Source organism: Pigmentiphaga sp. (assembly GCF_033795525.1).
Lineage (GTDB): Bacteria > Pseudomonadota > Gammaproteobacteria > Burkholderiales > Burkholderiaceae_B > Pigmentiphaga.
On the sequence record NZ_JARYGM010000013.1, the window covers coordinates 51,138 to 64,300 of the forward strand.

Annotated in this window: 11 protein-coding genes; all 11 read left to right on the plus strand. The window is 66.6% G+C overall.

Annotated elements, in window-relative coordinates:
- Positions 1-16 precede the first annotated feature (16 nt).
- The 11 genes from QHC78_RS19390 to QHC78_RS19440 all read left to right on the plus strand — a co-directional run bounded on the left by QHC78_RS19390 (position 17) and on the right by QHC78_RS19440 (position 13,078).
- On the plus strand, positions 17-2,794 hold the full coding sequence (locus tag QHC78_RS19390; RefSeq protein ID WP_319747500.1) for an ATP-binding cassette domain-containing protein: 2,778 nt from the start codon (positions 17-19) through the stop codon (positions 2,792-2,794).
- Positions 2,791-3,309, plus strand: coding sequence for a hypothetical protein (locus tag QHC78_RS19395; protein WP_319747503.1), 519 nt, complete (start codon positions 2,791-2,793; stop codon positions 3,307-3,309). Before QHC78_RS19390 ends, QHC78_RS19395 begins: the two co-directional genes overlap by 4 nt.
- A 146-nt stretch (positions 3,310-3,455) precedes the next feature.
- Positions 3,456-4,748, plus strand: a complete 1,293-nt coding sequence (locus QHC78_RS19400) for a glycosyltransferase family 4 protein (RefSeq protein ID WP_319747505.1) — start codon at positions 3,456-3,458, stop codon at positions 4,746-4,748.
- A 19-nt stretch (positions 4,749-4,767) separates the two neighbouring features.
- Positions 4,768-5,499 (plus strand): SDR family oxidoreductase, encoded by a 732-nt coding sequence (locus tag QHC78_RS19405; RefSeq protein ID WP_319747506.1) that lies wholly within the window; start codon positions 4,768-4,770, stop codon positions 5,497-5,499.
- On the plus strand, positions 5,490-6,071 hold the full coding sequence (locus QHC78_RS19410) for a D-glycero-alpha-D-manno-heptose-1,7-bisphosphate 7-phosphatase (protein WP_319747508.1): 582 nt from the start codon (positions 5,490-5,492) through the stop codon (positions 6,069-6,071). The genes QHC78_RS19405 and QHC78_RS19410 overlap by 10 nt, the downstream gene beginning before the upstream one ends.
- A complete protein-coding gene (locus QHC78_RS19415; RefSeq protein ID WP_319747510.1) occupies positions 6,068-7,240 on the plus strand; it encodes a glycosyltransferase family 9 protein in 1,173 nt (390 codons plus the stop codon). Before QHC78_RS19410 ends, QHC78_RS19415 begins: the two co-directional genes overlap by 4 nt.
- A 20-nt stretch (positions 7,241-7,260) precedes the next feature.
- Positions 7,261-9,003 carry a carbamoyltransferase family protein gene (locus tag QHC78_RS19420; protein WP_319747512.1) on the plus strand — a complete coding sequence of 581 codons (1,743 nt, stop codon included), beginning with the start codon at positions 7,261-7,263 and terminating at the stop codon, positions 9,001-9,003.
- 56 nt (positions 9,004-9,059) lie between these two features.
- Positions 9,060-9,989, plus strand: a complete 930-nt coding sequence (locus QHC78_RS19425) for a glycosyltransferase family 2 protein (protein WP_413816494.1) — start codon at positions 9,060-9,062, stop codon at positions 9,987-9,989.
- The gene (locus QHC78_RS19430; RefSeq protein WP_319747516.1) at positions 9,986-11,071 is read left to right on the plus strand and encodes a glycosyltransferase family 9 protein; all 1,086 of its coding nucleotides are present in this window, start codon (positions 9,986-9,988) and stop codon (positions 11,069-11,071) included. The genes QHC78_RS19425 and QHC78_RS19430 overlap by 4 nt, the downstream gene beginning before the upstream one ends.
- A complete protein-coding gene (locus QHC78_RS19435) occupies positions 11,064-12,065 on the plus strand; it encodes a glycosyltransferase (RefSeq protein ID WP_319747517.1) in 1,002 nt (333 codons plus the stop codon). The genes QHC78_RS19430 and QHC78_RS19435 overlap by 8 nt, the downstream gene beginning before the upstream one ends.
- The gene (locus tag QHC78_RS19440; protein ID WP_319747519.1) at positions 12,062-13,078 is read left to right on the plus strand and encodes a UDP-glucuronic acid decarboxylase family protein; all 1,017 of its coding nucleotides are present in this window, start codon (positions 12,062-12,064) and stop codon (positions 13,076-13,078) included. Before QHC78_RS19435 ends, QHC78_RS19440 begins: the two co-directional genes overlap by 4 nt.
- Positions 13,079-13,163 lie beyond the last annotated feature (85 nt).

Consider the following 13,163-nt stretch of genomic DNA (forward strand, 5'->3'; position numbering starts at 1 on the left):
CTGGAGTTTGCGGTCCATGCCCACAGACCAGGGCACCGTGCCCCTCAGCCGACACTTGGCGCGTACGCTCGGCCCGCCCGTCTGGGCGGCCCGCCGGCGCGTGCTGACCTCGCTCGGGCTGCTTATCCTGGCGAAGCTCGTCATGGTGGCAGTACCCATGGTGCTCAAGGTCGTCGTCGACGAGCTGAGCCAGCCGAGCAATGTCCTGGTGTTGCCGGTGTTCCTGTTGATTGCCTACGCCTTGCTGCGTTTCCTCGGCACCTTGTTCAACGAGCTGCGCGACGTGGTCTTCTCGCCGGTGCTGCACCAGGTGGTGGCGGAGTTCAACGAGCGCACGTTTGCGCACCTGCACCGGCTCGGACCGCGCTTTCACGTAACGCGGCAAACCGGATCCCTTGCGCGCGACGTGGAACGGGGCACCGCCGGCATTACCTTCCTGTTGGGTACCACGCTGTTCACCGTACTGCCTACCTTGTTCGAGATAGTGGTCGTGGCCGCGGTGCTGGCCATAGGCTATGACATCGGCTTTACGATCATCGTGGTGCTCGCGCTGCTCGGCTACGGCGCCTTCACCTTCGCACTGACCGAGCGGCGGGCCGTCCTGCAGCGCGCGATGAACGCGGCGGATTCGGCGACCAGCGGCCGGCTGGTCGACACGCTGCTCAATTACGAGACCGTCAAGTTCTACACCAACGAACATTACGAGCTGGTGCGGTTTCGCAAGCTGCTCAAACGCTGGCGGCAGACCGGCGTATCGAACCAGCATGCCTTGTCCGTCCTGCATATCGGACAAAGTGCGATCATCGCCGTGGGCGTGGCCTCGGTCATGCTGCTGGCAGGACGCGAGGTGGCGCTGGGGAATATGACGGTAGGAAGCCTGGTCCTGGTCAATGCCTACATCATCCAGATCAGCCTGCCGCTCAATACGCTCGGCATGGTGTTCAGGCAATCCAAAGACGCGGTCATCAATGCCGAGCGGCTGTTCTCGCTGCTCGCCACGCCGCCGGAGATCGACGAAACCCGCACGCACGCTCCGTTGCAGCTGACCCGCGGCGAAGTACGCTTCGAGTCGGTCGACTTCAGCTACGAACCGGGGCGCCAGATACTCTGGAACGTAGACTTCCGCATTCCGCCAGGCGCCACGGTGGCCGTGGTGGGAGGCAGCGGCTCCGGCAAATCTACCCTGGCCCGCCTGCTGTTCCGCTTCTACGACCCAGACAGCGGCCGCATCACGATCGACGATCAGGCCTTGAACGCCGTCGACCAGAAGAGCCTGCGCGCGCATATCGGCATGGTCCCCCAGGACACTGCCCTGTTCAACGAGACCGTGGCCTACAACATCGCTTATGGACGTCCGGGCGCTTCCATGGCGGAGATCATCGAAGCGGCGCGGGCGGCGCACATCCACGAGTTCATCAACGCCCTGCCCGCGCAGTACGACACCATGGTGGGCGAGCGCGGCGTCAAACTGTCCGGCGGCGAACGGCAACGCATCGCCATCGCGCGGGCCATTCTGAAGAACCCTCCCATACTGATTTTCGACGAAGCCACCTCAGCCCTGGACACCATGGCCGAGCGCGCGATCCAGAACGAACTGGCCCAGCTGTCGCGCGACCGGACCACGCTCATCATCGCTCATCGGCTCTCGACGGTGGTCGATGCCGATGAGATCCTGGTGCTCGATCAAGGCCGCATCGTGGAGCGCGGAACGCATGAGGCCCTGCTGGCGAGCCAGGGCATATACGCCCAAATGTGGAACCTGCAGCTCAAACAGAGCGAGCTGGAACGCACTGCGCGCAGACTGAGCAAGCAGCCCGTGAACATGGTGACGCTGGTGGCCAGCGTGCTGGACGGCCTGCGTCCGCTCATCGAAGAACGGTCCATCGAGCTCTACACCTTCATGGGATCGCAGGCCTATCGGGTCACCGGCGATCCCAGCACCTTGCAGCAGGTCGTGTCCGAGCTGTGCATGAATGCCATTGCGGTCAGCCCGCCCGGTGGCCGCATGGAGCTGCGGCTGGACGCGGCGGACGGCAATGCGCTGCTGTCGATTACCGACGGCCGGGACGACGAGGCCATCGTGGCCCGTGAAGACGGGATCGAATCGGCCCTGCCCATGGAAGCGTCGACCATTTTCGACCCCATGCACATCCGAGCACTGGTCGAAGGTCAAGGCGGGAAGCTGCTCACCAGCGTCCCGCCGTCCGGCCGAGGCGAAACCCGGCTCCTCTCCCTGCCCTTGCGCGCCGTGGCCAGCGAGGCCGCCGGCCCCGACCGGACCGAAGGCGGCACAATATCGCTGGCCGGCATAAGCGTGATGGTGGTGGACGACCAGGCCGACGTGCTGGAACAGATAGGCGCGGTGCTCGAGACCTACGACGCCTCGGTACTGCCCATGAACTCCGGCAAGGCGGCGCTGGAGCATCTGACGCGCACGCCCTCGGAACAATGGCCCGACGTGCTGCTGTGCGATCTTTCCCTGGGCGACGAAGACGGCCACCAGGTATTGCAGGAAATACGCAGTATCGAATCGCAGCGCGCCACCGCCTTGCCCGACCTGATGCCGGCCGTCGCGCTGACCGGCCGCACGCGCCCCATGGACCGCATGCGCGCCTTGTTGGCGGGCTTCCAGGTCCATCTCGCCAAACCGGTGGAGCCGGCCGAACTGGCCGGTACCATCGCGACGCTGGCTCGGGTTTCCAGGCCGCCCAGGGCCTCTTCGATACCTTCGGACCCTCCGCGGGACCGCAGGCCTGAACCGCACCACGATTTCCGGAGCAGGAGCGCCCCATGAACAGCAATCCTTTCCTCGCCGCCTCGCCGACTGTTTCGGCTCCCAGCTTCTATGCCGACCGGCAGGCCGCCGCGCAGGCGGTCCGCATGGCCCTGCCGCTGATCGAAACCGCGATGAAGGACCCGAAGGTGGGGGAAAGCGGCTTTCTCTACATCGTCGTCATGGACCCGGCAAGCTCCCCGGTCCGCGACCAGTTCGAAGAAGCCATCCTGTATGAGCATTCGGTCGGCGACCCTGAACAATGGGATGCCGACTACGCCTCGTTCGCGCGGGGCAAGGCCTACCTGAGCTGGCGCACCGGTCTCGATAGCCATCTAGTCCAGACCGTTTACCCCCAGTTGTTACAAAAGAACGATTCCACGTTGTGGGGAACGGCCTGCCTCGATGGCTACGTGGTCGCCGCCAGCGGTGCCAATCCCTGGTACGACGAAGCCTTCGCGATGGCGGTCGCCGCCTGCCTGAAAGCCATCGTCAAGGGCCGGGCGCTGTCCGAGCCGCGCGGACTGACCTTGTAGAGGCATGGCAAGAAGTGCAAGGTCGTGTAAGCCTTACTGACGAATAGGAAGCCCTGCCCGACCGAGAACCGCTTCTCGAACCGGGAACAGAAGATGCGAATGGTGTCCCCAGTCGTTGTGCTGATCAACAAGAAGGGATACCAACCATGCGCGCCATTGCCCTCGTCAGTGAACACGCCTCCCCGCTTGCGCCGCCGGGCAGCATCGATAGCGGCGGTCAGAACATTTATGTTGCAAATCTGGCCCGGGAGCTTGCGGCGCAGGGCAACCGGGTCGATGTCTTTACCCGCCAGGACGATCCCTCGCAGCCGCGCACGCTCGCGTGGCAACCGGGCGTCCGGGTGATTCACGTACCGGCCGGACCGGCGCGTCCCATACCCAAGGAATCGCTGCTGCCCTACATGGGGCAGTTCGGCGAATTCCTGCTGCACTACTTCCGCAATAACTGGCCCATCTACGACGTCGTGCACGCCAACTTCTTTATGTCGGGGCTGGCTTCGCTGCCTGCGACACGCGAGTTCGGCGTCCCGCTGGTCATGACCTTCCACGCGCTGGACCGGGTGCGCCGGTTACATCAGGGCAACGCCGACCACTTCCCGCCCGAACGCTACGCCATAGAACTCGAGCTGGTCCGGCGGGCCGAGAAGCTCATTGCCGAATGCCCGCAGGATCTCGAGGACCTGGTTGAACTCTACGGCGCCGACCCGGCCAAGATCGACATCATCCCCTGCGGGTTCGACGCGCAGGAGTTCGTTCCCATGGACAAGGCCTATGCGCGCCAGGCGCTGGGATGGGAGGCGAACCGCTACTCCATACTTCAGTTGGGCCGCATGGTGCCCCGCAAAGGCGTGGACAACGTCATCAGCGCGCTGGGCATCCTGCGCCGCGACCATGGCGTGGACGCCAAACTTTATGTGGTCGGCGGCGATGCGCCGAACCCGGACGACGTAAGTACCCCGGAACTGGGCCGGCTGCGGGCCGTCGCGGCCGAGGCCGGCGTGCTCGATGCCGTCGAATTCTGCGGCCGCCGCGACCGCGAACAGCTGGCGCTGTTCTACGGCGCCTGCGATGTATTCGTCACCACGCCCTGGTACGAGCCTTTCGGTATTACCCCGGTGGAGGCCATGGCTTGCGCGCGTCCAGTCATCGGGGCCGCGGTGGGCGGCATACGGTCCACGGTGGTGGACGGCAAGACCGGCTACCTGGTACCGCCGCGCGATCCCGCGGCGCTGGCCGGACGCCTGGCCTATCTGGCGACGCACTCGCAAACCGCGCAGCGCCTGGGACGCAACGGCCTGCGGCGCGCCCAGAAGATGTTTACCTGGAGCGGCGTGGCGCGCGACATGTTGCGCGCCTACGCCGGCCTGACCGAGACGGCGGCGCCGCCGCGACGCAGCCGCCACGAGCGCGTGGCCGAAGAAGCGCTCGTGACCAAGTGACGACATAGGAGAGAACGGCATGACATCCAAAGCAGCAGCCAGCATGGCGGGCAAGACGGTATTGGTAACGGGCGGCGGCCGTGGACTGGGGGCGGCCATTTGCCAGGAACTGGCGGAGGACGGCGCCCACGTGCTGGTGGGCGACATCGATGAGCGAGCCGCACATGCCACGGCGCGCCGCATCGGGGCCCACACCGATGCCATCGGCTTTGATGTCGGCAACGAAAGCGACGTGCGAGCCGCCGTGGACCGCGCGATATCGCGCTTCGGCCACCTGGACGCGGTGGTCAACAACGCCGCCATCGACTTGACCGTACCGATCGAGGAACTGGGCCTGGCGGATTGGGACCGGATACTGCGCACGAACCTGACGGGACCCTTTCTGGTGTCCAAGTATGCGTGCGCCTACATGAAAGAGCGGGGACATGGCCATATTGTCAACATCGCGTCCACGGCTTCCAAACGGGCGTGGCCCAATGCCGCGGTCTACCACGCGACCAAATGGGGATTGCTGGGCCTCTCGCATGCATTGCACGCGGAACTGCGGCCCCAGGGAATCAAGGTATCGGCGGTAGTGGCCGGCGGGATGCGCACGCCCTTCCTGCTGGATCGCTTCGCCGACATCGACGTCAACACCCTGCAGGACCCGGGCAACGTCGCACGGGCCGTCCGCTTCGTGCTGCTGCAGCCCGAGGAAACCGTGATTCCGGAAATCATGGTACTGCCGATGCGAGAAACATCATGGCCCTGAAACCGGCGATTTTCCTGGACAAGGACGGCACGCTGCTGGTGAACGAGCCGTATAACGTCGATCCGGCGCGCATGCGGTTCGAGGCCGGTGTCGACGCCGGCCTGCGGCGCCTTGCCGGGACCGGCGCGCCCATGTTCGTCATCACGAACCAACCCGGCGTTGCGCTGGGCCTGTTCGATGAAGACGCGCTGATCGGCGTGCACCTCCAGCTGGCGCGCATGTTCGAATCGGCCCAAGCCCGCCTGCATGGCTTCTACTACTGCCCGCATTTTGCGCGCGGCGTGCGGCGTCCCTATGCCTTGCCCTGCACGTGCCGCAAGCCCCAACCGGGGCTGCTGCGCCAGGCCGCGCGCGAATACGGCCTGGACCTCGAGCGTTCCTGGTTCATCGGCGACATCCTGGACGACGTCGAGGCGGGCCGCCGGGCCGGCTGCCGCACCATACTGCTGAACAACGGCCACGAGACCGAATGGGCTCGGGGGCCCTACCGTGATCCCGACTACATGGTCGGCAACTTCGAGCAAGCGGCCGCTCTGGTTGCCGTCGCGCTGCGCGCGAAGGAGGTCGCATGAGCGCGGTCCGCGGACCTATCGTCGCTGGGAAAGGAGAGCCGGCGCCGCAGCCGGGCGGTGCCGGAAACGCCGAGGGGCAATGGGCCGGCGCCGTCAATGTCCTGTGCGTGCGGCTGGACAACCTGGGCGATGTCTTGATGACCACGCCAGCGATACGCGCGCTCAAGGTATCCGAGCCGGGGCGCCGCATCACGCTGCTCTGTTCTCCAGCCGGCGCTCAAGTGGCCCCGCACCTGCCCAGCGTGGACGCGGTCATTCCCTATGACGCGCCATGGGTCAAGAACCAGCGCGGACCGGATCCCGCACCGGACCTGGCCATGATCGAACGGCTGCGGGCGGGCCGGTACGATGCTGCCGCCATCTTCACCGTGTATAGCCAGAGCGCCTTGCCCGCAGCGTTGACGTGCATGCTGGCGGGCATCCCGCGCATCCTCGCCCATGCGCGCGAGAACCCCTATCGGCTTCTTACCCACTGGATCAAAGACGATACCGCCATGGATGGCGGCCGCCACGAGACCCGCCGCCAGCTGGACCTGGTCGCCTCGGTCGGCGCCCGGACCGCATGCGAGAACCTGGAGTTCGCGGTTCGGGACCAGGATCGCCGAGCCGCCGCGCAGAAACTGGCGCACCTTGGCGTTCCGCTTTCCTCGTGCATCGTCGTTCACCCGGGCGCCAGCGCACCATCGCGCCGCTATCCGCCCGAGTCGTTCGCGCAGGTCGTGCGCCAGCTGTCCGCGATCGCGCCGGTCATTCTCACGGGAGGCCCCGGCGAACTGGCATTGACCGAGCACATCAATACCTTGGCGGGCCACCGGGCGGTGAATACGGCGGGCATGTTGCCGCTGGGGGAGCTGGGCGCGCTGCTGGCCGAAGCGGCGGTGCTGGTCTCGAACAACAGCGGGCCGGTCCACATCGCCGCCGCGGTGGGCACGCCCGTGGCCGACCTCTATGCATTGACCAATCCTCAGCACGCGCCGTGGGGGGTGGAACATCGCCTGCTCAACCGGGACGTGCCGTGCAAGTACTGCTATCGCAGTGTCTGCCCGGAGGGCCACCACGCCTGCCTGGCCGGCGTCGAGCCGGAACAAGTGGTGGCCGCCACGCGCGAGTTGCTGGAGAGGCGACGCCGATTGCCGCTTTCCGCGGCTGGTGGACGCGTCGCCGCCTGATCGCCATTCGAGGAGCTTCCATGTATACATTGGGAATCAATGCCGTTTATCACGACTGTTCCGCCACCCTCGTACGGGACGGTGTGGTATTGGCCGCGGCGGAGGAAGAACGCTTCACCCACGTCAAGCACGGCAAGCGCCCGCTGCCTTTCACGACCTGGCAGCTGCCTTTCCATGCCATCGACTATTGCCTCGCGCACGCCGGCATCGACATCACCCAGGTCGATCATTTCGCCTATTCCTACGATCCGGCACTGCTGCTGCAAGATCACGTTCGCGAAGACGGCAACATCCTGTTGCCGCTCGAACCGTCGCGCAGCCGCAGCCCTACGGCTACCTCGTCGCCCTGGGATCCACTGTTCCTGGCCTATATCGTCAATGCTCCCCGCCAGCTCGCCGACGGGTCGCCCCACCATCTCCAGGAGCGGCTGCGCGGCGCTACCGCCGCCGACATCGCGCAACGCTGGCACTTCGTCGAGCACCATCTGGCCCACGAAGCCAGCGCCTTCCTCGCCTCCCCCTTCGACGAGGCCGCCGTGCTGACCATGGATGGCCGCGGCGAGAACGCGACCACCAGCTATGGCCACTACGCCGACGGCCGCTATCGCCGCATCAAGCAAGTCGACCTGCCCCACTCGCTCGGGCTGCTGTACGAAGAAGTCACGCGCTACCTGGGATTCCTGCACTCCTCGGACGAATACAAGGTCATGGCGCTGGCGTCCTTCGGCCAGCCGCGCTATGTGGACTTTTTCGAGGAAGTCATGCGCGTGGGCGACGACGGCGGCTACACCGTTTCCCCGCTTGCCCTGGCGGAACGCTTCGGACCGCCTCGACGGCGGGGAGGACCGCTGGAAGAGCGGCACTACGATCTGGCGCGGTCGCTGCAATTCGCGCTCGAACAAACGGTGGAACGCATGGCGCGCTGGCTGCATCGCGAGACCGGCGCGGCCAACTTGTGCATGGCCGGCGGCGTCGCGCTCAACTGCGTCATGAACGCCCGTCTGCGCGAAAACGGCCCCTTCCAGCAGGTATGGGTACAGCCGGCAGCCGGCGACGCGGGCACGTCGCTGGGCGCGGCGCTATGGATAGACAGCCAGCAGCGCGCGGGCCGGAGCCGGCACTGGCATATGGACCATGCTTTCCTCGGGCCGGAATTCGGCGACGACGAAATCGAGGCCTTTCTGCAGCGCTCCAAGCTTGCCTACCGCCGTCCCGACGACATTGCCGAAGCTACGGCCGAACTGCTCGCCCAGGACAAGATCGTCGGCTGGTTCCAGGGCCGTATGGAGTTCGGACCCCGCGCGCTGGGGGCCCGGTCCATACTCGCTTCCCCTATCGATCCGGGCATGCAGGCCCGCCTCAACGAGATCAAGGACCGCGAAGACTTCCGGCCGGTAGCGCCGGTCGTCATGGAGGAGCGCGCGAGAGACTGGTTCGCCACGAGCCGGCCCGGCCCCATCGTCGCGCCCTTCATGCTGTTCGTCTTCGACGTGCTGGAAGACAAGGCTGACCGCATACCGGCGGTGCGCCATACCGACGGCACGGCTCGGGTGCAGACGGTGCGGCGCGACCAGCATCCGCTCTACTACGATTTGCTGGCAGCCTTCGAGCGGCGTACCGGCGTACCGGTACTGGTCAATACGTCGTTCAACACGCGGGGCGAGCCGGTGGTCTGCACGCCGCGGGACGCGATCGAATGCTTCTGGACGTCCCCGCTGGATGTCCTGGCCATCGGTTCGTTCCTGCTGGAGAAGTCAGCGTGAGCACGACACTCCCCTTGCTCGTATCGGTGGTCATCCCCACCTACCGCCGCCCACAGATGCTGCAAAGATGCCTGCAAGCGGTGGCCGGGCAAGACCTCGACCCCACGCGCTACGAACTCATCGTCGTCGACGATGGCCCCGATCCGGAAACCCGGCGCGTAGTGGCGGCGCTGGCCAAGGACAACGAGACCCGCGGCCTGGCGGTTCACTACCTGGTGGCCGAAGGCACGCAAGGACCTTCCGGCGCCCGCAACCGCGGCTGGGAGCATGCCCGGGCGCCGCTCATTGCCTTCACCGACGACGACACGATTCCCACGGCATCGTGGCTGCCGCGCGGGCTGGCCGCGATGACGGACGAAGTCGCCGCTGCCGTCGGCCGCATACGGGTGCCGCTGCCCGAGCGGCCGCGCGACCATGAACGCGATACCGGCGGCCTGGAACGGGCCGAATTCGCCACGGCCAACTGTTTCGTCCGCAAGCGCGCGCTCGTCGCGGTGGGCGGCTTCGACGAGCGCTTCACGCTGGCCTGGCGCGAAGATTCCGACCTGCAGTTCATGCTGCTGCGCCGCGGCTACCGTATCGCGCGGGCCGACGACGCCGTCGTGCTGCATCCCGTGCGGCCGGCCCCGCCCGGCATCAGCGTCAAGCAGCAGCGCAAGGTGTTTTTCGACGCCTTGCTCTACAAGAAGCACCCGCAGCTGTACCGCCAGCGCATACGGCCGCGGCCACCGTGGAACTACTTTGCCATCGTGGCCGGCGCCCTCGCGGCGCTGGCCGGGACGCTGGCGGACCTGCCGTGGCTGGCGGCTGGCGGGCTGGTCCTGTGGGCGGCCCTGACCTTGCATTTCTGTGCCATCCGGCTGCGGGGCGCCTCGCTCGCCCCCTCCCACATTGCCGAGATGTTGGCCACCTCGATCCTGATTCCCCCCTTGTCCCTGTACTGGCGCCTCAAGGGCGCCTGGCATTTCAAGGCGAGGTTCCTATGAGCGCCCCGCGCGACACCCATCCGCTGTGGCGGCCCGAGCCGCGACGCATCGCGGTGTTCCGTGCGCTGCAGCTGGGCGACCTGTTGTGTTCGGTACCCGCCCTGCGGGCGCTGCGCTCGCGCTTTCCCCGGGCCCATATCACCCTGATCGGGCTGCCGGGCGCCGCCGGCTTCCAGCAGCGTTTCGGTCGTTATCTCGATGCGCTGGCCCCGTTCCCGGGGGTGCGCGGCATGCCCGAGCAGCCGCCGCGCGAGAAGGCGCTGCCGGCCTTCTACGAATGGGCGCGCGCGCAGGATTTCGACGTCGCACTGCAACTGCATGGCGACGGCAGCACCACCAACGAGATCGTGCGCAAGCTGGGCGCGCGGCGCATCGCGGGCTTCCAGCCTGGCCCCACCCCGCAGGCCGAGGACAACGCCTGGTGGATGCCCTGGCCAGACCATCTCTTGGAGGCTGAGCGCTATCTCGCGCTCATGCGTTTCCTGGACGTGCCCGGCGCCAGCAGCGATCTGGAATTCCCGTTGACGGAGGCCGATCGCGACGCGGCGGAGTCGGTCGCCCGCGCCGAAGGCTTGCGGCCCGGCCGCACGGTGCTGGTCCATCCTGGCGCGCGGCTGGCCTCTCGCCGCTGGCCGGCGGAACGCTATGCGGCGGTGGCATCGGTATTCGCGGGGGCGGGTTATGACGTGGCGTTGACGGGCAGCGACGAGGAGCGTGCCCTGACGCGCAAGGTCGCCGCGCTGGCCACCGAACCCGTGCGCGACCTGGCGGGGCGCACCGGGCTGGGCGCACTGGCGGCGCTGGTGGCGCGCAGCCGGCTGCTGATCTGCAACGACACGGGCGTATCCCACGTCGCGGCTGCGGTGCGCACGCCCAGCGTAGTCATCGCCAGCGGCAGCGACGTGCACCGGTGGGCGCCGGCCGACCGGTGCCGCCACGTAGTCCTTTGGCACGACGTCGCCTGCCGGCCCTGCGCCCATCCGGCGTGTCCCATCGGCCACCCGTGCGCCTTGGGCGTCAAAGCCTCGGACGTCATCCGCCAGGCCGAACACATGCTTAGCAAGGAGCTCAGCTATGCCTGAAACCTCTGGACGCCGGTTGCGCATTCTGACCTGGCACGTACATGGCAACTACCTGTACTACCTGACCCAGGTTCCCCACGAGTTCTATGTGGTCACCAAGCCCGGCGGCGGCCCGGGCTACGCGCCGCTCGGGCCGGGCTTGCCCTGGGGCCGCAACGTCCATGAGGTGCCGGCCGACCGCGTGCGCGACCTGCGGTTCGACTGCGTGCTCTACCAGTCCAAGCAGGCCTACCTGGAAGACCGCGCGCAACTCCTGTCGGCTGCGCAGCGCCAGCTGCCCCAGGTCTACCTCGAGCACGACCCTCCCCAGCAGCATCCCACCAACACGGTCCACTGGTTCCAGGAACCCCGCGGCCTGCTGGTGCACGTAACACCTTTCAACGACTTGATGTGGGATAGCGGATGCACGCCCACGCGGGTGGTCGAGCACGGCGTGCGGCTGCCGCCGGAGGTGGAATACCAAGGCACGACGCCGCGCGGCATCGTGGTGGTGAATCACTTGAGGCGCCGCGGCCGCCGGTTGGGAGCCGATGTCTTCGAAGTTTTGCGCAACCGCGTGCCGCTCGACCTGGCAGGCATGGACGCAGCGTCGCTCGGAGGCATAGGCGAGGTCCCGAATCTCGAACTGCCCGCGCTTATGGCGCGCTACCGGTTCTTCTTCAACCCCATCCGCTACACCAGCCTGGGCTTGGCCGTGGTGGAGGCCATGATGGCCGGCGTACCGGTGGTGGGACTGGCGACCACGGAAATGGGCACGGTCATCGAGAACGGTGCGAACGGCTACGTCGACACGCGGCTGGACCATCTGGCCGACGTCATGCAGGAATTGCTGGCCGATCCCGAGCTGGCGCGCGCATGGGGCCAGGAAGCGCGCCTGCGCGCGCTGCAGCGCTTCGGCATCGACCGCTTCGTGCGGGACTGGATGACCATCTTCGACGAGGCGGCCGGCACGGCCTGCGCACTCGTCCATGAAACAGAGGAGGTGCAACCATGAGCACACGCCTGCCCCGACGTATCGTCGTGACCGGAGGCGCCGGCTTCCTCGGCTCACATCTTTGCACCCGGCTGATCGAGGCGGGACACGAGGTGCTGTGCGTCGACAACTTCTATACCGGCACCAAGGCCAACATCGCCCACCTGATCGGCCATCCATCCTTCGAGCTGCTGCGCCACGACATCACCTTCCCGCTCTACGTGGAAGCCGACGAGATCTATAACCTGGCCTGCCCCGCCTCGCCGGTGCACTACCAGCACGACCCGGTCCAGACCACCAAGACTTGCGTCCATGGCTCCATCAACATGCTCGGCCTGGCCAAGCGCCTGGACGCGCGCATCCTGCAGGCCTCCACCAGCGAGGTCTATGGCGATCCGGCCGAACATCCCCAGCGCGAGGACTACTGGGGCCACGTCAACCCCAACGGCATACGCGCCTGCTACGACGAAGGCAAGCGCTGCGCCGAGACCCTGTTCGCGGACTATCACCGGCAATACGGCCTCAAGGTGAAGATCGCCCGCATCTTCAATACCTACGGTCCGCACATGCGGCCCGACGATGGACGTGTGATCTCGAATCTCGCCATGCAGGCGCTGGCCGGGGAGCCGCTGACCGTCTACGGCGACGGCAGCCAGACCCGGTCGTTCTGCTTCGTGGACGACCTCATCGACGGCCTGGTCCGTCTAATGAACAGTCCAGACGATTTCTGCGGCCCGGTCAACCTCGGCAATACCGAAGAGACCACCATGCTGGAGATCGCAGAGAAGATTCAACGCCTGGCCGGGACCTCTCCCGGGATCATCCATCGCCCGCTTCCGCAAGACGATCCGGTCCGCCGCTGCCCAGATATCGGCCTGGCCCAGCGCATGCTCGGATGGCAACCGACTACATCTTTGGACGAGGGGCTCGCGCGCACACTGGCCTACTTCAAGCGCCGCTTCTTTGAGCAGGCCGAAGCACGCGCGTCTCAGGTTGTAACCAGTCTCGTATATCCGGCTACCGATCAGGTGTAAGGACTACAATTCGCCGGCGGACAGGCGCCGGTAGAGTTCTCCGGCGCCGCCGCGACGTATCGCGCGCATGATCCACGTACGCCGG